At 68.8% G+C, this 20,126-nt stretch carries 19 protein-coding genes; 12 read left to right on the plus strand and 7 right to left on the minus strand.

Annotated features, from left to right (window positions below; genetic code table 11):
• Positions 1-60: 60 nt before the first annotated feature.
• Positions 61-3,960 carry a DNA-directed RNA polymerase subunit beta' gene (locus LQ326_RS07685; RefSeq protein WP_234534033.1) on the plus strand — a complete coding sequence of 1,300 codons (3,900 nt, stop codon included), beginning with the start codon at positions 61-63 and terminating at the stop codon, positions 3,958-3,960.
• 57 nt (positions 3,961-4,017) lie between these two features.
• Here the strand turns inward: LQ326_RS07685 and LQ326_RS07690 are convergent, their stop codons facing one another.
• Positions 4,018-4,329 (minus strand): hypothetical protein, encoded by a 312-nt coding sequence (locus LQ326_RS07690; RefSeq protein WP_308401870.1) that lies wholly within the window; start codon positions 4,327-4,329, stop codon positions 4,018-4,020.
• 512 nt (positions 4,330-4,841) lie between these two features.
• On the opposite strand from LQ326_RS07690, the gene rpsL reads away from it, so the two are divergent.
• The 4 genes from rpsL to tuf all read left to right on the plus strand — a co-directional run bounded on the left by rpsL (position 4,842) and on the right by tuf (position 9,217).
• The gene (rpsL, locus tag LQ326_RS07695; RefSeq protein ID WP_003948652.1) at positions 4,842-5,213 is read left to right on the plus strand and encodes a 30S ribosomal protein S12; all 372 of its coding nucleotides are present in this window, start codon (positions 4,842-4,844) and stop codon (positions 5,211-5,213) included.
• A gap of 2 nt (positions 5,214-5,215) precedes the next feature.
• Positions 5,216-5,686: a 30S ribosomal protein S7 gene (rpsG, locus tag LQ326_RS07700; RefSeq protein ID WP_005481264.1), complete on the plus strand. Its 471-nt coding sequence runs from the start codon at positions 5,216-5,218 to the stop codon at positions 5,684-5,686.
• 39 nt (positions 5,687-5,725) lie between these two features.
• Positions 5,726-7,852, plus strand: a complete 2,127-nt coding sequence (gene fusA / locus LQ326_RS07705; protein WP_234534036.1) for an elongation factor G — start codon at positions 5,726-5,728, stop codon at positions 7,850-7,852.
• Positions 7,853-8,023: 171 nt separating this feature from the next.
• Positions 8,024-9,217, plus strand: a complete 1,194-nt coding sequence (gene tuf / locus LQ326_RS07710) for an elongation factor Tu (protein WP_181802804.1) — start codon at positions 8,024-8,026, stop codon at positions 9,215-9,217.
• 87 nt (positions 9,218-9,304) lie between these two features.
• Here tuf and LQ326_RS07715 read toward each other — a convergent pair whose 3' ends face one another.
• On the minus strand, positions 9,305-10,324 hold the full coding sequence (locus tag LQ326_RS07715) for a hypothetical protein (protein WP_234534039.1): 1,020 nt from the start codon (positions 10,322-10,324) through the stop codon (positions 9,305-9,307).
• 144 nt (positions 10,325-10,468) lie between these two features.
• Between LQ326_RS07715 and LQ326_RS07720 the strand changes: the two genes are divergently transcribed.
• Entirely contained in the window at positions 10,469-13,456 is a 2,988-nt protein-coding gene (locus LQ326_RS07720) for a glycosyl hydrolase 115 family protein (RefSeq protein ID WP_234534040.1), read from the plus strand.
• Between the two features lie 18 nt (positions 13,457-13,474).
• On the opposite strand, the gene LQ326_RS07725 is transcribed toward LQ326_RS07720, so the two are convergent.
• The 4 genes from LQ326_RS07725 to LQ326_RS07740 all read right to left on the minus strand — a co-directional run bounded on the left by LQ326_RS07725 (position 13,475) and on the right by LQ326_RS07740 (position 16,348).
• Complete coding sequence (locus tag LQ326_RS07725; protein WP_234534042.1) at positions 13,475-13,639, minus strand: hypothetical protein; 165 nt, start codon at positions 13,637-13,639, stop codon at positions 13,475-13,477.
• 168 nt (positions 13,640-13,807) lie between these two features.
• Positions 13,808-14,419 (minus strand): TetR/AcrR family transcriptional regulator, encoded by a 612-nt coding sequence (locus LQ326_RS07730; protein ID WP_234534044.1) that lies wholly within the window; start codon positions 14,417-14,419, stop codon positions 13,808-13,810.
• Positions 14,420-14,507: 88 nt separating this feature from the next.
• Positions 14,508-15,224, minus strand: coding sequence for an ABC transporter ATP-binding protein (locus LQ326_RS07735; protein WP_234534046.1), 717 nt, complete (start codon positions 15,222-15,224; stop codon positions 14,508-14,510).
• Entirely contained in the window at positions 15,221-16,348 is a 1,128-nt protein-coding gene (locus LQ326_RS07740; RefSeq protein ID WP_234534048.1) for an ABC transporter permease, read from the minus strand. The genes LQ326_RS07735 and LQ326_RS07740 overlap by 4 nt, the downstream gene beginning before the upstream one ends.
• Before the next feature lie 358 nt (positions 16,349-16,706).
• Here LQ326_RS07740 and LQ326_RS07745 point away from each other — a divergent pair, with 358 nt between their 5' ends.
• From LQ326_RS07745 to LQ326_RS07755, 3 genes are read left to right on the plus strand one after another with little or no spacing between them, the layout of a single operon-like run.
• Positions 16,707-17,582 carry a helix-turn-helix domain-containing protein gene (locus tag LQ326_RS07745; RefSeq protein WP_234534050.1) on the plus strand — a complete coding sequence of 292 codons (876 nt, stop codon included), beginning with the start codon at positions 16,707-16,709 and terminating at the stop codon, positions 17,580-17,582.
• Positions 17,579-17,806: a DUF397 domain-containing protein gene (locus tag LQ326_RS07750; RefSeq protein WP_234534052.1), complete on the plus strand. Its 228-nt coding sequence runs from the start codon at positions 17,579-17,581 to the stop codon at positions 17,804-17,806. The genes LQ326_RS07745 and LQ326_RS07750 overlap by 4 nt, the downstream gene beginning before the upstream one ends.
• Positions 17,807-17,849: 43 nt before the next feature.
• The gene (locus tag LQ326_RS07755; protein WP_234534054.1) at positions 17,850-18,254 is read left to right on the plus strand and encodes a hypothetical protein; all 405 of its coding nucleotides are present in this window, start codon (positions 17,850-17,852) and stop codon (positions 18,252-18,254) included.
• Between the two features lie 51 nt (positions 18,255-18,305).
• Here LQ326_RS07755 and LQ326_RS07760 read toward each other — a convergent pair whose 3' ends face one another.
• Positions 18,306-18,653 carry a hypothetical protein gene (locus tag LQ326_RS07760; RefSeq protein WP_234534056.1) on the minus strand — a complete coding sequence of 116 codons (348 nt, stop codon included), beginning with the start codon at positions 18,651-18,653 and terminating at the stop codon, positions 18,306-18,308.
• Positions 18,654-18,731: 78 nt separating this feature from the next.
• On the opposite strand from LQ326_RS07760, the gene LQ326_RS07765 reads away from it, so the two are divergent.
• Genes LQ326_RS07765 through LQ326_RS07775 form a run of 3 tightly spaced genes read left to right on the plus strand, consistent with a single transcriptional unit; the run spans position 18,732 to position 20,097 of the window.
• Complete coding sequence (locus tag LQ326_RS07765) at positions 18,732-19,379, plus strand: hypothetical protein (RefSeq protein WP_234534057.1); 648 nt, start codon at positions 18,732-18,734, stop codon at positions 19,377-19,379.
• A 4-nt stretch (positions 19,380-19,383) separates the two neighbouring features.
• The gene (locus LQ326_RS07770) at positions 19,384-19,854 is read left to right on the plus strand and encodes a hypothetical protein (RefSeq protein WP_234534059.1); all 471 of its coding nucleotides are present in this window, start codon (positions 19,384-19,386) and stop codon (positions 19,852-19,854) included.
• Between the two features lie 30 nt (positions 19,855-19,884).
• The gene (locus LQ326_RS07775; RefSeq protein WP_234534061.1) at positions 19,885-20,097 is read left to right on the plus strand and encodes a bacteriocin immunity protein; all 213 of its coding nucleotides are present in this window, start codon (positions 19,885-19,887) and stop codon (positions 20,095-20,097) included.
• Positions 20,098-20,126 lie beyond the last annotated feature (29 nt).

A 20,126-nucleotide genomic window follows, 5' to 3' on the forward strand; every position in this document is an offset into this window, starting at 1 on the left:
CGACCCCCAGGCCCCCGTATCAGACCAAAGACTCACAACCCTGAGAGGGATTGACGCATAGTGCTCGACGTCAACTTCTTCGACGAGCTCCGGATCGGCCTGGCCACCGCTGACGACATCCGTCAGTGGAGCCACGGCGAGGTCAAGAAGCCCGAGACGATCAACTACCGCACCCTCAAGCCGGAAAAGGACGGGCTCTTCTGCGAGAAGATCTTCGGTCCCACCCGGGACTGGGAGTGCTACTGCGGCAAGTACAAGCGCGTCCGCTTCAAGGGCATCATCTGCGAGCGCTGCGGCGTCGAGGTCACGCGCGCCAAGGTGCGCCGTGAGCGGATGGGCCACATCGAACTGGCCGCGCCCGTCACGCACATCTGGTACTTCAAGGGCGTCCCGAGCCGGCTGGGCTACCTGCTCGACCTGGCTCCCAAGGACCTCGAGAAGGTCATCTACTTCGCGGCGTACATGATCACGTTCGTCGACGAGGAGCGCCGTACCCGCGACCTGCCCTCCCTGGAGGCGCATGTCTCCGTGGAGCGCCAGCAGGTCGAGAACCGCCGGGACGCCGACCTGGAGGCCCGCGCCAAGAAGCTGGAAAGCGACCTGGCCGAGCTGGAGGCCGAGGGCGCCAAGGCCGACGTGCGCCGCAAGGTGCGCGAGGGCGCCGAGCGTGAGATGAAGCAGCTGCGCGACCGTTCGCAGCGCGAGATCGACCGCCTCGACGAGGTGTGGACCCGCTTCAAGAACCTCAAGGTCCAGGACCTGGAGGGCGACGAGCTGCTCTACCGCGAGCTGCGCGATCGCTTCGGCACATACTTCGACGGCTCGATGGGTGCCGCGGCGCTGCAGAAGCGCCTGGAGTCCTTCGACCTCGACGAGGAGGCCGAGAGGCTCCGCGAGATCATCCGCACCGGCAAGGGCCAGAAGAAGACCCGTGCGCTCAAGCGCCTGAAGGTCGTCTCCGCGTTCCTGCAGACCAGCAACAGCCCCAAGGGCATGGTGCTGGACTGCGTGCCGGTCATCCCGCCGGACCTTCGCCCGATGGTGCAGCTGGACGGTGGCCGCTTCGCGACCTCCGACCTGAACGACCTGTACCGCCGTGTGATCAACCGCAACAACCGTCTGAAGCGCCTTCTCGACCTCGGTGCGCCCGAGATCATCGTGAACAACGAGAAGCGCATGCTTCAGGAGGCGGTCGACGCCCTCTTCGACAACGGCCGTCGCGGCCGTCCGGTCACCGGTCCCGGTAACCGCCCGCTGAAGTCCCTCAGCGACATGCTGAAGGGCAAGCAGGGCCGTTTCCGTCAGAACCTGCTCGGCAAGCGAGTCGACTACTCGGCGCGTTCCGTCATCGTCGTCGGCCCGCAGCTGAAGCTGCACCAGTGCGGTCTGCCCAAGGCCATGGCGCTGGAGCTCTTCAAGCCGTTCGTGATGAAGCGCCTGGTCGACCTGAACCACGCGCAGAACATCAAGTCCGCCAAGCGCATGGTGGAGCGCGGCCGCACCGTCGTGTACGACGTCCTCGAAGAGGTCATCGCCGAGCACCCGGTGCTGCTGAACCGTGCGCCCACCCTGCACCGACTCGGCATCCAGGCCTTCGAGCCGCAGCTGGTCGAGGGCAAGGCCATCCAGATCCACCCGCTCGTGTGCACCGCGTTCAACGCGGACTTCGACGGTGACCAGATGGCCGTGCACCTGCCGCTGTCCGCGGAGGCGCAGGCCGAGGCCCGCATCCTGATGCTGTCCTCGAACAACATCCTCAAGCCCGCCGACGGCCGTCCGGTGACGATGCCGACCCAGGACATGGTCCTCGGTCTGTTCTTCCTCACCACCGACGGCGAGCTGCGCGACACCAAGGGCGAGGGCCGGTCCTTCGGCTCCACGGCCGAGGCGATCATGGCGTTCGACGCCGGCGAGCTGGCGCTGCAGTCGCCGATCGACATCCGCTTCCCGGTGGGCACCATCCCGCCGCGCGGCTGGACCCCGCCGGCCGTCGAGGAAGGTGAGCCGGAGTACCAGAGCGGCGACAGCTTCCGGCTGCGCACCACGCTGGGCCGCGCGCTCTTCAACGAGCTGCTGCCCGAGGACTACCCGTTCGTCGACTACTCGGTGGGCAAGAAGCAGCTCTCCGAGATCGTCAACGACCTGGCGGAGCGCTACCCCAAGGTCATCGTGGCGGCGACGCTCGACAACCTGAAGGCGGCCGGCTTCTACTGGGCGACCCGTTCCGGTGTCACCGTCGCCATCTCCGACGTCGTCGTTCCCGAGGCGAAGAAGGAGATCGTCCGCGGCTACGAGGCGCAGGACGAGAAGGTCCAGAAGCAGTACGAGCGCGGTCTGATCACCAAGGAAGAGCGCACTCAGGAGCTCATCGCGATCTGGACCAAGGCGACCAACGAGGTCGCCGAGGCGATGAACGAGAACTTCCCCAAGACGAACCCCATCTTCATGATGGTTGACTCGGGTGCCCGAGGAAACATGATGCAGATGCGGCAGATCGCCGGTATGCGTGGTCTGGTGTCGAACGCGAAGAACGAGACCATCCCGCGTCCGATCAAGGCCTCGTTCCGTGAGGGCCTGTCCGTGCTGGAGTACTTCATCTCCACGCACGGTGCCCGTAAGGGTCTCGCCGACACCGCCCTGCGTACCGCCGACTCGGGGTACCTGACCCGTCGTCTGGTGGACGTCTCGCAGGACGTCATCATCCGCGAGGAGGACTGCGGCACCGAGCGCGGCCTCAAGCTGCACATCGCCGAGGTCGGCGCGGACGGCGTGCTGCGCAAGGCGGACAACGTCGAGACCAGCGTGTACGCACGTGCGCTGGCCGAGGACATCGTCGTCGACGGCGTGGTGCTGGCCCCGGCCAACACCGACCTCGGTGACGTCCTCATCGAGGAACTGGTCGCCCGTGGCGTCTCCGAGGTCAAGACCCGCTCGGTCCTGACCTGTGAGTCCGCCGTCGGCACCTGCGCCATGTGCTACGGCCGTTCGCTGGCCACCGGCAAGCTGGTCGACATCGGTGAGGCGGTCGGCATCATCGCCGCCCAGTCCATCGGTGAGCCCGGTACCCAGCTGACGATGCGTACCTTCCACACCGGTGGTGTGGCCGGTGACGACATCACCCAGGGTCTGCCGCGTGTCGTCGAGCTCTTCGAGGCCCGTACCCCGAAGGGTGTCGCCCCGATCTCCGAGGCCCAGGGCCGCGTGCGGATCGAGGAGACCGAGAAGACCAAGAAGATCGTCATCACGCCGGACGACGGCAGCGACGAGACGGCGTACCCGATCTCGAAGCGTGCCCGACTCCTGGTCAGCGAGGGCGAGCACGTCGAGGTGGGCCAGAAGCTCACCGTGGGTGCCACCAACCCGCACGACGTGCTGCGCATCCTGGGCCAGCGTGCCGTCCAGGTCCACCTGGTCGGCGAGGTCCAGAAGGTGTACAACTCGCAGGGTGTGTCGATCCACGACAAGCACATCGAGATCATCATCCGGCAGATGCTGCGCCGCGTGACGATCATCGAGTCCGGCGACGCCGAGCTGCTGCCCGGTGAGCTGGTCGAGCGCTCGAAGTTCGAGCACGAGAACCGTCGTGTGGTCCAGGAGGGCGGTCACCCGGCCTCCGGCCGTCCGCAGCTGATGGGTATCACGAAGGCGTCGCTGGCGACGGAGTCGTGGCTGTCCGCGGCCTCCTTCCAGGAGACGACCCGAGTCCTGACGGACGCGGCGATCAACGCCAAGTCCGACAGCCTCATCGGTCTGAAGGAGAACGTCATCATCGGTAAGCTCATCCCGGCCGGTACGGGTCTGTCCCGCTACCGCAACATCCGGGTCGAGCCGACCGAGGAGGCGAAGGCCGCGATGTACTCGGCCGTCGGCTACGACGACATCGACTACTCGCCGTTCGGCACCGGCTCCGGCCAGGCCGTCCCGCTGGAGGACTACGACTACGGTCCGTACAACCAGTAGCAGGTGGTTCTGAAGGGCGGTCACCCCGTTTCGTACGGGGTGGCCGCCCTTCGGCTGTCAGCGCCTGTTCCGCGAGCGGGCGTGCAGGTGGTGCAGCCGTGTGCGGACGTCGGGGTGCGAGGCCAGTAGCCGCGCGAGCACGCCTTCCTTGTCGAGGGACAGCCCCGCAGCCGTGACGGCGGCTCGTTCGGACCGCTCCCTGTCGTGTTCCTCACACAGCACCGCCATCAGCTGCGGCGCGAAGCCGAGGGCCGCCGCGTGCTCGTCGGCCCGCAGCTCGGGGCGCCGCGCAGAACGGCCGGCGCGGTGTGGTCGGGCGGAGCCCTCGCCGATGATGCGGCGCGGGACGTCGGGGCGGGGGACGGCCATTCGCCGCCCCTTTCGGGCCTGCCCGCCGGGCACCGTGGCGGCGGCACGTGCCGGAAAGGCCGTCCTGGCGCATCATGGAGCCGCTGCCGGCTCTGCCGGTCGCCGGACGGGCGCTGATCCTCACCGTCCGGCGTTGTGGCGGTGGTGGCTTCCGTCACGGCGGACGGCAGGGAGCGTGAGCTGCGGCGACGTAGCCTTATGAGGTGACGGCACGGTGAAAACGAAGATCACGCACGGCGTAGGGCCTTGACACGGTCCGTATGACGATGCGGGCCGGGTTCTTTTGTTTTGACCGAAGTGATTGCGCTGGGTACGCTCAGACCTTGTGCCTGGGGTGTGCCCTGATCCTCGTGCGTGCCTTCAAACCGCACCGGAGTGACGAAGCGGCCACCGTGATTCGTGCCTTCTTCTGCCTCGCGGCGGGAGTTCGCGGGATCCGACACACCCGACCGCGTGGGTCGGAGATGTTCCAGGTTAGCTGTACCTATCGGCACACAGAAACCGGAGAAGTAGTGCCTACGATCCAGCAGCTGGTCCGCAAGGGCCGGCAGGACAAGGTCGAGAAGAACAAGACGCCCGCACTCGAGGGTTCCCCTCAGCGTCGTGGCGTCTGCACGCGTGTGTTCACGACCACCCCGAAGAAGCCGAACTCGGCCCTGCGTAAGGTCGCGCGTGTGCGTCTGACCAGCGGGATCGAGGTCACCGCTTACATTCCGGGTGAGGGACACAACCTGCAGGAGCACTCCATCGTGCTCGTGCGCGGCGGCCGTGTGAAGGACCTGCCCGGTGTTCGCTACAAGATCATCCGCGGTTCGCTCGACACCCAGGGTGTCAAGAACCGCAAGCAGGCCCGCAGCCGCTACGGCGCCAAGAAGGAGAAGTAAGAATGCCTCGTAAGGGCCCCGCCCCGAAGCGCCCGGTCATCATCGACCCGGTCTACGGTTCTCCTCTGGTGACCTCCCTCATCAACAAGGTGCTGCTGAACGGCAAGCGCTCCACCGCCGAGCGCATCGTGTACGGCGCCATGGAGGGCCTGCGCGAGAAGACCAGCAACGACCCGGTCATCACGCTGAAGCGCGCGCTGGAGAACATCAAGCCGACCCTCGAGGTCAAGTCCCGCCGTGTCGGTGGTGCGACCTACCAGGTCCCGATCGAGGTCAAGCCGGGCCGTGCGAACACGCTCGCCCTGCGCTGGCTGGTCGGTTACTCCCGCGCCCGTCGCGAGAAGACCATGACCGAGCGTCTGCTCAACGAGCTTCTCGACGCTTCGAACGGCCTCGGTGCGGCCGTCAAGAAGCGCGAGGACACGCACAAGATGGCCGAGTCCAACAAGGCCTTCGCGCACTACCGCTGGTAGTCGCAGTCCACATCGAGACCGAGAGAAGACTGAAGCCTTATGGCTACCACTTCGCTTGACCTGGCCAGGGTCCGCAACATCGGGATCATGGCCCACATCGACGCGGGCAAGACGACCACCACTGAGCGGATCCTGTTCTACACCGGTGTGTCGTACAAGATCGGTGAGGTCCACGACGGTGCTGCCACCATGGACTGGATGGAGCAGGAGCAGGAGCGTGGCATCACGATCACCTCTGCTGCCACCACCTGTCACTGGCCGCTTGAGGACGTCGACCACACCATCAACATCATCGACACCCCGGGGCACGTCGACTTCACCGTCGAGGTGGAGCGCTCCCTGCGCGTCCTCGACGGTGCCGTGACGGTGTTCGACGGCGTCGCCGGTGTCGAGCCGCAGTCCGAGACGGTCTGGCGTCAGGCGGACCGCTACGGCGTGCCGCGTATCTGCTTCGTCAACAAGCTCGACCGCACCGGTGCCGAGTTCCACCGCTGTGTCGACATGATCAGCGACCGCCTGGGTGCGCAGCCGATCGTCATGCAGCTCCCGATCGGTGCCGAGGCCGACTTCCAGGGCGTCGTCGACCTGGTCCGCATGAAGGCGCTCGTCTGGTCCGCCGAGGCCACCAAGGGCGAGATGTACGACGTCGTCGACATCCCGGCCACCCACACCGAGGCTGCCGAGGAGTACCGCGGCAAGCTGCTGGAGGCCGTGGCCGAGAACGACGAAGAGATCATGGAGCTGTACCTGGAGGGCGAGGAGCCCTCCGAGGAGCAGCTGTACGCCGCGATCCGTCGTATCACCATCGCGTCCGGCAAGTCCAAGGACGTCACGGTCACCCCGGTGTTCTGTGGCACCGCGTTCAAGAACAAGGGCGTTCAGCCCCTGCTCGACGCGGTCGTGCGCTACCTGCCCTCCCCCCTGGACGTCGAGGCCATCGAGGGCCACGACGTGAAGGACCCGGAGGTCGTGGTCAAGCGCAAGCCGTCCGACGACGAGCCGCTGTCCGCGCTGGCGTTCAAGATCATGAGCGACCCGCACCTCGGCAAGCTCACCTTCGTCCGGGTCTACTCGGGCCGCCTGGAGTCCGGCACCGCCGTGCTGAACTCCGTCAAGGGCAAGAAGGAGCGCATCGGCAAGATCTACCGCATGCACGCGAACAAGCGTGAGGAGATCGACTCGGTGGGCGCCGGCGACATCATCGCCGTCATGGGGCTGAAGCAGACCACGACCGGTGAGACGCTGTGCGACGACAAGGCCCCGGTGATCCTGGAGTCCATGGACTTCCCGGCGCCGGTCATCCAGGTCGCCATCGAGCCCAAGTCCAAGGGCGACCAGGAGAAGCTGGGCGTCGCGATCCAGCGCCTGGCCGAGGAGGACCCGTCCTTCCAGGTCCACTCGGACGAGGAGACCGGCCAGACCATCATCGGTGGTATGGGCGAGCTGCACCTCGAGGTGCTGGTCGACCGTATGCGCCGTGAGTTCAAGGTCGAGGCCAACGTCGGCAAGCCGCAGGTGGCGTACCGCGAGACGATCCGCAAGGCCGTCGAGCGCGTCGACTACACCCACAAGAAGCAGACCGGTGGTACCGGTCAGTTCGCGAAGGTGCAGATCGGCATCGAGCCGCTCGAGGGTGGCGACACCTCGTACGAGTTCGTGAACAAGGTGACCGGTGGCCGTATCCCGAAGGAGTACATCCCTTCGGTGGACGCCGGTGCGCAGGAGGCCATGCAGTTCGGCATCCTCGCCGGTTACGAGATGACCGGTGTCCGCGTGATCCTGCACGACGGTGCCTACCACGAGGTCGACTCCTCCGAGCTCGCCTTCAAGATCGCCGGCTCGCAGGCCTTCAAGGAGGCCGCGCGCAAGGCGTCCCCCGTGCTCCTTGAGCCGATGATGGCCGTCGAGGTCACCACGCCCGAGGACTACATGGGTGAGGTCATCGGCGACATCAACTCCCGCCGTGGTCAGATCCAGGCCATGGAGGAGCGGGCCGGTGCCCGCGTCGTGAAGGGCCTCGTGCCCCTCTCGGAGATGTTCGGTTACGTCGGCGACCTGCGCAGCAAGACGTCCGGCCGGGCCAGCTACTCCATGCAGTTCGACTCCTACGCCGAGGTTCCGCGGAACGTCGCCGAGGAGATCATCGCGAAGGCCAAGGGCGAGTAGCGCACCGCGTTCCACGCACCGCGCGCACACGCTTTAGGCTTGACCCCGGAGCCTCACGGGTCGTTCCTCCGCATTCGTGGCGGAATGACCCAGGGCCCGGGACCCAACAGCAAAGATCACCTGGCGCCGATCGAATCAAGGCGTACAGAACCACTCCACAGGAGGACCCCAGTGGCGAAGGCGAAGTTCGAGCGGACTAAGCCGCACGTCAACATCGGCACCATCGGTCACATCGACCACGGTAAGACGACCCTCACGGCCGCCATTACCAAGGTGCTGCACGACGCGTACCCGGACCTGAACGAGGCCACCCCGTTCGACAACATCGACAAGGCGCCCGAGGAGCGTCAGCGCGGTATCACCATCTCCATCGCGCACGTCGAGTACCAGACCGAGGCGCGCCACTACGCCCACGTCGACTGCCCGGGTCACGCGGACTACATCAAGAACATGATCACCGGTGCCGCCCAGATGGACGGCGCGATCCTGGTCGTGGCCGCCACCGACGGCCCGATGCCGCAGACCAAGGAGCACGTGCTCCTGGCCCGCCAGGTCGGCGTCCCCTACATCGTTGTCGCCCTGAACAAGGCCGACATGGTGGACGACGAGGAGATCATGGAGCTCGTCGAGCTCGAGGTCCGTGAGCTGCTCTCCGAGTACGAGTTCCCGGGCGACGACCTGCCGGTGGTCCGCGTCTCGGCGCTGAAGGCGCTCGAGGGCGACCCCGAGTGGACCCAGTCCGTCCTGGACCTGATGAACGCTGTCGACACCTCCATCCCGGAGCCCGAGCGTGACGTCGACAAGCCGTTCCTGATGCCGATCGAGGACGTCTTCACGATCACCGGTCGTGGCACCGTCGTCACCGGTCGTATCGAGCGTGGTGTCCTCAAGGTCAACGAGACCGTCGACATCATCGGCATCAAGACCGAGAAGACCAGCACCACGGTCACCGGTATCGAGATGTTCCGCAAGCTGCTCGACGAGGGCCAGGCCGGTGAGAACGTCGGTCTGCTGCTCCGCGGCATCAAGCGCGAGGACGTCGAGCGCGGCCAGGTCATCATCAAGCCGGGCTCGGTCACCCCGCACACCGAGTTCGAGGCGCAGGCCTACATCCTCTCCAAGGACGAGGGTGGCCGCCACACGCCGTTCTTCAACAACTACCGTCCGCAGTTCTACTTCCGTACCACGGACGTGACCGGCGTCGTGACCCTCCCCGAGGGCACCGAGATGGTCATGCCGGGCGACAACACTGAGATGAAGGTCGAGCTCATCCAGCCCATCGCCATGGAAGAGGGCCTGAAGTTCGCCATCCGCGAGGGTGGCCGCACGGTCGGCGCCGGCCAGGTCACCAAGATCAACAAGTGATCTCGGCCCGCAAGGGCTGACCCGGCAGGTCTGAAGAGGCCCGTACGACTTCGGTCGTACGGGCCTCTTCGCTGCTTCGGCAGCAACTCACTGCATGTTCTGCACGGGTGGATGGTCGTACGACGCCTCGCACACGTACACCTGGAGGCTGTAGCTGCGCCCGATGGTGATCCCGGTGGCCATCGCCGGTCCGAGGAAGTGGTAGCCGGTGTAGCCCGCGTCCTCCACCGGTGCCCAGCTGCCGTTGCCACCGTCCCACTCGGTGCCGTCGATCGTGAGCAGGGGCCGCACCCCGGCGCCGCACTCGGCGCAGGCCATGGGGAACGGGTCGGAGAAACTCCAGGGCGCGTGCCCCCCGAGCTTCCACCCCGGGGCGACGGCCAGGTCGTACTGATAGCAGACCTCCTGCTCCGAGCCCTTCCCCTCGATGCCCTCCTCCCACTCGTGGATCCGGTCCGCCAGCTCCTCCGGCAGCTCGTGGGGGGCCGGGTACTCGGTGACGGTCTCGGGGTGCAGCACGCAAGGCTCGGGCAGATAGTCGTCGCTGCCGATGACGGCGGGCCGCGGGGGAGCGGCGAGCGGGGTCACGACATCGGCGGCCCTGCGCCAGCGCAGCTCGACCCTCGGCGAGTAGTCGTCCTCGGGATGGTCGAAGGCGCACCACAGCACCTGGAGTAGATCGGTGCCCTCCGGCCGGGGCAGCGCCGGCACGTCAGTGGCGCGTATCTGCGCGACCGGCACCAGCGGCACCGGCCCGTCCAGGGCTGCCCGGTACGGCTCGGTCCCCCGGTCGACCAGCGCGCGCTCCTCCGCGGTCAACAGGTCGGCGCCCTCGGCGCGCGGCCGGGCCCAGGCCTCGCGCAGGACACGCCGGCCGACGTGGACGTCGTCCGGTGCCACACCGTGCTGCCAGGGACCCGCGTGCTCCGGACAGGTCGGCCACGGCTCCGCGGCCGGCCACAGCAGGGGTCCGCCGACGGAACTGCCGGCCGCGGTGGGCGCCCCGGCACGGGGATGCAGGCGTACGGCGGTGCGGGCGAGCGAGGCCAGTTCGGGGAAGACCGCGGTGATGTCCAGGGGCCGAGGCGGAGTCGTACGGGTCGTCATGGCCGGAGGCTACTGGACCGGTCCGACATCACCGCTTCCGTCACCGCTTCGAAAGTATTCGTCGCGTACGACCCGTTCCCACCAGGGGCCCCTCACTCCACCATTTGTCATGCCACTGACCAAATTCGGGTGGAGGGGTGAGGCATGTCCGTGCGTCGTAGGACCGTCCTGGGTGCGGGGCTGGCCGCCGTGCCCGTGCTGTCGTCGGGCGTCGCGTGGGCCGGGAGCGGCTCCGCGCCGCGGGTGACCGACCCCGGAGCGTACATCTCCTTCACCGGCGGGGCGTTCTCCCTGGTCGGCGCCCCCGTCGTGGTGAGCGCCGACGACCACCCCGGGGTCGTACGGGTGGCGGGCGACCTCCGCGACGACATCGAGCGGGTGACGGGGGTGCGGGCGGCCGCGACGATCGCCCGCCGCGCGGTCCTCGTCGGCACGATCGGCCGCAGCCCGCTGATCGACGCCCTGGTGGCGTCCGGCAAGCTGGACGTGACGGGGATCCGGGGCCGCTGGGAGACCTCGCTCCAGACGGTCGTCGACCACCCGATGCCCGGTGTGGAGAAGGCGTTCGTCATCGCGGGCAGCGACCCGCGCGGCACGGTCTTCGGGGCGTACGACGTCTCGTACGGCATCGGCGTCTCGCCCTGGTACTGGTGGGACGACGTACCGCCGGTCCACCGTGACGAGGTGTGGGTGCTGCCGGGGCGGCACACCCAGGGCACCCCGGCGGTGAAGTACCGCGGCTTCTTCATCAACGACGAGAACCCGGCGCTCGGCACCTGGGCCCCGGCGTACTTCGGCCCGGGCAAGGCCCCCGGCCATCCCGGCGGCTTCAACGCGGACTTCTACGCCCGGGTCTTCGAGGTGCTGCTGCGGCTGAAGGGCAACTACCTCTGGCCGGCGGTGTGGGGGCGGGCGTTCGCGGAGGACGACCCGGAGAACCACCGCAGGGCCGCCGCCTACGGCGTTGTCATGGGTACGTCTCACGAGGCGCCGATGATGCGCGGGATCGAGGAGTGGAACCGCCACGCCACGGGCGGCACCGACCCCTACGGAGGCACCGGCGAATGGTCGTACCTCCGCAACGCCGAGGCGATTCGGGCCTATTGGCGGGCCGGCATCCAGCGCATGGTCGACGACGGCTTCGAGGGCGTGGTCACCCTCGGCATGCGCGGCAACGGCGACACCGGCCTCCCCGACGGCGACGGCATCGAGCTGATGCGGGAGATCATCGCGGCGCAACGGCGGATCATCGAGGAGGTGACCGGCAGGCCCGCCGCCGAGACCCCCCAGGTGTGGACCCTGTACAAGGAGGTCCAGCGCTACTGGGACCGCGGCCTGCGGGCCCCCGACGACGTCACGGTGGTCCTGACGGACGACAACTGGGGCAACATCCGCAAGCACCCGTCCCCGCGGGAGCCGCGCGGCGGCGGATACGGCCTCTACTACCACTTCGACTACGTGGGCGCCGGCCGCAACTACAAGTGGGTCGACACCGCGAACCTCCGCAACGTCTGGGACCAGCTCCACCAGGCGCACGCCCACGGCAACCACGGCCTGTGGGTGGCCAATGTCGGAGACCTCAAGGGCAACGAACTCCCGACGGAGTTCTTCCTCGACTACGCCTGGGCACCGGACCGTTGGACCTTCGACCGGCTGGGCGAGTGGGAGCGGAGATACGCCCGCCAGAACTTCGGCGCGGCGGTGGCGAGCGAGACCGCCGAACTGCTCGCCCGCTACGGTCAGTTGCAGGCGCGCCGCAAGCCGGAGCTGCTGAACCGCCGCATCACCCTCTCCGACTCCGGCCAGGTGGTCTACGACGACCAGCAGACCCCCTTCTCCTTCGGGCACCGGGAGTTGGAGCGGGTGACGGAGGAGTGGCGGGAGCTGGCCGGACGGGCGGCCCGGATCGCCCGCCGGCTGCCGGCGGCCGCCCAGGACGCGTGGTTCGAGCTGGTCGGCTACGAGGTGACGGCGACCGCGAACCTGTACGCGCTGCGCGAGGCCGAGTTCACGAACCTGCTGTACGCCCGCCAGGGCAGAGCCGCGACGAACGACCGAGCGGCGGCGGCCGAGGCGGGCCTGGCGGCCGATCTCGCCCTCGCCGAACGTTTCAACACCCGGGTGGCGGGCGGCAAATGGCGGGGCTTCCAGACCCAGCCGCACATCGACTACGGGGACGTCGACCGGTACGGACCCAACGCGCCCTGGCAGCAGCCGGAGAAGGACAACGTGGCCCTGCCGGACGTCCTGTTCCCGGCCGTACGGCGCATCGAGGTGCCGGACACGGCGGGGCTCGGGGTGTCGGTGGACGCCGACGAGGGGTCCCTGGACCTGCCGCCGTTCAGCCCCTACCAGACCCGGCCCCAGCAGTACGTCGAGGTCTTCAACCGGGGCCGGACGCCCTTCGACTACCAGGTGTCGGTGTCGGAGCCGTGGCTGACGGTGGACCGTCCCCGCGGCCGGGTGACGGACCAGGTGCGGGTGATGGTGCGGGTGGACTGGTCACGGGCCCCGGCCGGCCGCGCGGAGGGGACGCTGACGGTGAGCGGGGCGGGGGAGTCGGTGACGGTGGGGTGCGTCGCCGAGCAGCCGTCGGCCCGTGGGCTGCGGGGATTCGTGGAGGCCGGTGGCTATGTGGCGATCGACGCGGACCACTACCACCGCGCGGTCGGACAGTGGCGCCGGCTGGAGGGGATCGGCCGCACCGGGGCGGGGATGACGGCGTGGCCGGTGACGGGAGGCTGGGGAGACTCCCCGGACTCCTGGCCCCGGCTGGAGTACGAGGTGAGCCTGCTGTCGGGCGGCGAGGTGACGGTCTGGGCCTATCTGTCGCCACGGAACCCGGCGCTGCCCACGGGTACCGGGCTGCGTTACGCCCTGTCCTTCGACGACCAGGAACCCCAGCCCGTCGACATCACGGCCGGCGCGGACGACGGCCTCCTGAACACGGTGTGGGCCCGCAACACCTCCGACAACGTGAACCGCACGGTGACTCGCCACACGGTGGGATCCGGGACCCACCGCCTGACGTTCTGGTCGGTCGACCCCACGGTGGTGGTACAGCGACTGGTGCTGGACACGGGCGGCCTGACACCGACGTATCTGGGGCCGCTGGAGAGCCGGCGGTTGTAGCCGCCGGCTCCGCGAGGCTCAGCCGAAGGCGAGCTTTCCCGTCCAGCCGCTGATCACGGTGCTGTAGCCGCCGATCGCCGTCCTGCCGCCGAAGCAGAGGCGCACGCTGCCGCCGCTCATGTGGGCGTACAGGTCGGGGATCCCGTCGGCGTTGACGTCCGGGACGGCGAGGAAGCGGGGCACGTCGGTGCTGGACCAGCCACCGGCCGCGTATTCGGCGTCGGAGCCGTCGGCACTCGCCGCCGCGGTGGCGAGGGAGAGGACATCGACCCCGGAGCCGCCCGAGCCGGCCTTGCCCTTGCGCAGGAGCAGCCGGCCGGAGTCCGGGAGGAGAGTGAGGCCTGGGGGACCTCAGTGGCCTTCCCCTGGTTCGTGGGCCGTGCTGTCGGCCGGAGTGAGGCAGCGGCGCACCAGTGTGAGGGTGCGTTCCGTGACCGTGTCGAGCGGGGTGCCCCGGTCGACGGCGGCGAGGGCCGTGTGCAGCATCCCGGCGATCAGGTCCGCCGTGAGCGCGGGTTCGGGAGCACCGATCTGCCGGACGGCCGCGCGGAAGGGTTCGACCTGCTCCAGATGGAGTTCCATCAGCCGTTCCTGGCAGGCGGGGGCGAGACCGGCGCTCATGAGGACGGCGGCGGGCCGGTGTGCGCCTTCGGCGCCGAGGCGGAGGCTTTCCCGGAAGAACGCCTCGACGCGTTCCACCGGGCCGTTCGCGGTGGCCATGGCGCCTGCGAGTGCCTCGTTGGAGCGCCGGAAGGCTTCTTCGATGATGGTGGCCAGCAGGGCCGCGGAGGAACCGAAGTACTGGTAGACGCTGGAGCGGGCGAGGCCCGCGCGGGCGCCGACCGCCGCGGGTGTGACGGCGGTGGCGCCCTCGTTCACCAGGATGTCGATCGCCGCCCCGATCAGCGCCTCGCGCTGCTGGGCGCGATGTTCGGCGACGGTGGAAGCGTTGATCTTCGGCATGCGGGACAGACTCCTGGGTGGCGAGCGGGGCCGGGAGTGCGGCGTCGGCGTGCGGCCAAGGCGGCCAAGGCGGCCAGGGTGGCCAAGGTCAGGACAGGCGGCCGTCGACCATCTCGTACACCCGGTCGGCAGCGTCCATTATCGCCGTGTCGTGGGTGACCATGACCGTGGCTGTGCCGCGCTCATGGGTCTGCTCGGCGATCAGCCGTACCGCCTCGGCCGAACGTACCCGGTCCAGCGCGGAGGTGGGTTCGTCCACCAGCAGGACGGCGGGGGAGGTCATCAGCGCGCGGGCCAGACCGGCGCGCTGCCGTTCGCCTCCGGACAACTGGTGCGGGCGGGCGCCGGCGCGGTGCGAGAGCCCTACCGCCTCGATGAGTTCGTCGGCCCGGGTCCGGCCCGCGGCGTCGAGACGGCCGTCGATGTGCAGGGGCAGCAGGAGCTGTTCGCGGACGGTCAGGGAGGCCAGCAGGTTCGACTGCTGGAAGACGAAGCCGATGTGGTGACGGCGGGCCGCGGTGCGTTCCTTGTCCGACAGGGCGGTCAGCTCGGTGCCGGCGATGTGGACGGTGCCCGAGGTGGGCCGTTGAAGGCCGCCGGCGACGGCGAGGAGGCTGGATTTGCCGGAGCCCGAGGGGCCGACGACGGCGACGAACTCGCCGGGAGCGACGGTCAGGCTGACGTCGGCGAGGGCGGTGACGGCGGTGTCGCCGTCCCCCAGGGTGAGGGTGATGTCGAGCATGCGCAGGCCGCCGGGGCCGGCGGTGTCCGAGGCGGCCTGGCGGCCGGTGGCGGGCGTGGTCATCGGGTGGCTCCCAGAGCGGTCAGGGGGTCGACGGCGGTGATGCGGCGGACTGCGACGACGGCGCCCACGGTGCCGAGCCCGATGAGGAGGCCGGCGGAGGTGGCGATGGCGGGGGCGGAGAGGGAGAACGGGGCCTTGCCGATCATCGCGCTCCCCAGGGCCAGGCCGACGGCGGTGCCGACGGCCGTCGCGCCGACCAGCACGGCGACGACCTGTGCCAGCGCGTCGCGCAGGATGTATCCGGTGGGGGCGCCGAGCGCCTTCAGCAGGGCGATCTCGGCCTTGCGCTGCACGGTCCAGACGGTGAAGAAGGCACCGACGACCAGGGCGGAGATGGCGTACAGGAAGCCCTTGATCAGGGCCATGGTGCTCGACTCGGCCGTGTAGCCCGGGGAGGCGTCGTAGGTGGCCTCCTTGGTGTCGGCGTGGGTGCCGGTCGCCTTCTCGACGGCGGCGACGTCGGCCCCCGGCTCAAGGGTCAGGGCGACGGCCGTGGCCTGCCGGCGTGCGGCCTCGGGCAGGTCGCCCGGCAGGCCGTAGTGCAGGTGACGCCAGGTGTCGAGGTCGGTGTAGACGACGCCGATGTGGCCGTAGGAGACGGTGTCGTCGACCAGACCGACGACCTTCAGCCGTACCTTGCTCTTGTCCGCGGTCAGGACGTCGCCGACCTTCACGCCGAGGTCGGCGATCTCCCGGGTGATGACGATGCCGGTGCCGGCTTCCTTCAGGCTCTCACCGCTGGTGGGGCGGGGGGCCAGAGGCGAGTCCGGCGCCATGCCGAAGACAGCGAGGTTGACCTGCTCGCCCTTCTCGGCGCCCTGGGCCACCTGGGCGTTGGCCAGGGTGTTCCCGAACGGCTCCGCCCGCTTCACCCCCGGGGCCTTGGACCACTCCTGCCAGGCCTTCTGCTCGACGGTGGACCGGGAGAACTGCTCACTGGTGGCCTTCTCGTCGAAGGCCATATGGGTCACGGGCAGCGCGCGCAGACCGGATATGCCGGCATCCGCCAGGCCGGAGGCGAGCCCGGACAGGAGTACGCCGAGTACGGCGATGAGCGCGACCACCGCACCCATCAGGGCGAAGCGACCGCGGGCGAAGCGCAGATCGCGTAGGGCGAGGAACACAGGATCTTCTCCGAGCGACGACGATGACGGCCGCGACGGCTGGACCCGCACGGCCTTTGCGTGAACTTGACGACTTGCGTGTCGGCATCCTAGCGGATGTTGCCGACACGAGTGTCGGTATGTTGCTCACGTGCGTGCCCTGCGGTGCCGTGCCTGGTTGTGGCGGCTGTGCAGTGAAGGGGGTGGAGATTTCCCCGTTCGCGTCACTCGGTGTGGTCGCGTGTGCCTACCGTGAGCAGTGACGGAGTCGTTGCATACGGTCACTGTCCGCTGGTGGTCCGGTGGTGTCCGGGCCGTCGGACGTGGTCGCACGGGCAGGGCGTCGTCGAGGGACGTTCGTATGACGGAGGGGTGCGCGATGAGCGTGGACGGGGCGGTGGAGCGGCTCAGGAACGAGGCGGACGAGCCGGGTTGGGAGGTGGACCCCGATGACGATTGGGGCGTCGCGGTCATCACGACCGTCGGGCGTCAGCTGAAGCTGCGGCGGGAGGCGGTGGGGATGCGGGCCGCCGAGTTCGGGGTGGCGGTCGGGTACGGGGAGGACATGGTCTACAAAATCGAGGGCGGGAAGCGGATTCCCCGGCCGGAGTATCTGGACAGGGCCGACGAGGTATTGGCTGCCGGTGGGCTGCTCTCGGCGATGAAGGAGGACGTACGGCGGGTTCGGTACCCGAAGAAGGTGCGTGACCTGGCGCAGTTGGAGGCGAAGGCGGTCGAGCTCCAGCTCTACGATCCGCTCAACATCCACGGGTTGTTGCAGACACCGGAATACGCGCGTGGGCTGCTCCTGATGCGCCGCCCGGCGTACAGCCGGGACGAGGTGGAGCGGTTCATCGCCGCGCGCGTGGCCCGTAAGGCCGTCTTCGAGCGGGACCCGGCGCCGGAACTCAGCTTCGTTCTGGAGGAATGGACGCTACGGCGTCCGCTCGGCGGGCGGGCGGTACTCCGTCAGCAGCTGGAACACCTGCTGGAGGCCGCGCAGTTGCGGAACGTCGAGCTTCAGGTGATGCCGATGGATCGTGAGGAGCACGCCGGGGTCGACGGCGGAATCGAGGTGCTGAAGTCCGAGGACGGTTCGGCGGTGGGGCGTTCGCCGGCAGTGGCCAACGGCCGACCGGTGTCCGATGCGAAGCAGCTCCGTATCCTTGAACTGCGGTACGGCATCATCCGGGCGCAGGCGCTCACGCCACGTGAGTCGACGGCCTTCATCGAACAACTGCTGGGGGAGACATGATCCGCAGGACCTCGGCCGAGAACGCCTCCGGTCTGACGTGGTTCAAGAGCAGCTACAGCAGCGGCAGCGAAGGCGACTCCTGCGTCGAAGTCGCCATCAGCCCCTCCACCGTCCACATCCGCGACTCCAAGAACACCGCGGCCCCCGCCCGCGGCCCCCACCTCACTTTCCCGCCCGCCACTTGGGCGGCCTTCCTCTCCCACGCGGCCGCCGTCGGCGAGTGAGGTACGCCCGCGAGCTGGTCGCCCCGCTGGGGCGGTGGTCGCCGTGGGCGCGCTGAACGCGACCGGTACCTGGTCGTTCGCCGATGTCGCGGTCGGTGCGTTCGTGGCGGGCGGACGGCAGCAGTGGGACCGCCTCCTCGCCGCAGTCGGCTCGCTCCGCGCCTTCGGCGGCGACGGGGCCAGGGCGACCGCCGACAGCCACCGGCGGAGCCGGCCGAGCCGTTCACGTACGTCGGCGGCCTCGACGGGCGGCTTCGGCCGGCGCCCCGCCGTAGAGCACGTGGCCTGCGCGGGCGGTGCTGCCGTCCTCGGTGCCAGGGAGATCACCTTCGTGCGCGAGGCGGTTCACTCGTCGGTGGCAGACCCGTTCCACGAGCCCGGCGACCCTGGCCGGTCAGGCCTCGCCGCCGGGGACGTCCTTCAACAGGGCATCGCCGCACGTCGATGACGAGCAGTGCGGTGTCCGGCATGCCGTGAGCCTGTCCGCGGAGAACACCGGCTACTCCGCCTTGTTCCCGCCACCACCCTGTTGCGGCTGGCCCTCCGGCCGCACCGCGTCCTTCGCCTTCTTCGCGAGGTCGTCGTCCAGCTTCTTGAACTCGCGGACCACGGTGTCGGACATGTCGGCGAGGGAGTCGATCTGCTTGGTGATGTCCTCGCGGCCGTCGTGCCAGTTGGACTCGAAGTCGTCGAGGGCGTCGTAGACGGTGCCGCTGCCGACGTCGTCCTTGTAGGACTCGAACATCTTCTTGGTGTGGTTGAGGCGTTCCTTGATGGAGCGCAGCTTGCGGCCGTAGTCCTCAAGCTCGCTCAGCGGTATGGCGAGGTCGCTCTTGCCGTTGCCCACGTGACCGTCCCCCGTTCGCGCATCTCGTAGTCTGGGGCGCACCGTATATCAGATCACCGGACGGGGGCGGCGTACACCATGGCGCGCTATATGGAGACGCTCACCATCGAGCGCGGCGGTTTCCGGATCAAGGTGCCGGAGTCGTGGTGGGAGTTCGACGTCCGGCCGGAGTCGCGGGACGACTCGATCCGGCGGATGGTGAACGAACGCGTCGCCCAGCACCCGGAGCTGGCGCAGTACCGGGACACCTACGTCGGCTTCCTGCGCAAGTCCGCCGCCGACGCCTGGAAGTCGGGCGCGATGTACTGCGGCTGCATGGCGGAGAGCTTCGGCGGCGACACCCCCATCACCGGCTCGGTCACGGTGTCGCTGGTCGGCGGCCGGACCCGCGAGGGCGCGCCGCTCTCCAACGACCCAGCCGCCATCGCCGCCCAGCTCGCTCCCAAGGAGGCCCACCGGGAGGGCGACTCCTGGCGCAAGGTGACGACCGTCGACATCGCCGGCGTCGGCCCCGCCGCCCGCACCTACGGCATCGAGGACATCCCGATACCCGACGACAGCCTCAACCGCAGCATCCGCGCGGTCCTGATGCAGACCTTCATCCCGGTCCCCGGCCAGGAGGGCAAGGTGGCGTTGGTGGCAGGCAGCAGCCAGGTCCTGGACCTCGCCGACTCGTTCTTCGACATCTTCGACGCGATCACGTCGACGTTCCGGTTCGCGGACTGACCCTTTGCGGTGGGAGACGCGGTGGCAGACCGGCGAGGGCCTGCTGGGGCTCGACGACCCTGCGGAGTGGGACGCCGCGTTCGAGCGCGGCGAGGATCATCTCGGTACGGCGGTGATCGGGCTGGCCCTCAACTGCCCGTTGGAGGCGGCGTCCCCTCGGATCGTGAGGGCGATCAAACTTCCGGACCAGGGGGAGCGGGGGTACGCCTGTACGGCGGCGGGCACCGCGGCTCGCCTCAACGGCCGGCTGACCCCGGAACTGTTCGCCGCGCTGCGCGTTGAGGGGCCGGTCGGTACGGCCAAGGACGCGATCGGCGACACGCTCACCTTCGTGCCGTTCCGGGACCTGCCACCGTGGTTCAAGTGGCGGTGGGTGTACGTGACCGTGCGCGGCACGCTGGAGCACTGGTGGCTGTGGTGCACGGACGCGGTCGAGAACGGCCGGCGGGTCCTGCGTGGACGCCGCCTTCGCTGAACACTTCGGCTGAGCCGAGAGGATGCTCACGTGCCTTCGAACACCCGTGGAGAACTCATTCGGCTGGTCCAGCAGATCATGGACGCGCGCCTCCCCGAGCGGGAACACGACGCTCTGCTGGAGGGACTGAAGCAGAGTGTCCTGCATCCCCGGGTAAGCGACTTGAACTACTACTCGGACCCGGAACTCACTGCCGAGGAAGTGGTGGACCAGGCTCTGGCCTACCGCCCGATCGCGTTGTGAGCCTGACCCGCCGGGCTTCACCTCGAACG

This window comes from Streptomyces shenzhenensis (assembly GCF_021462265.1).
GTDB lineage: Bacteria > Actinomycetota > Actinomycetes > Streptomycetales > Streptomycetaceae > Streptomyces > Streptomyces shenzhenensis.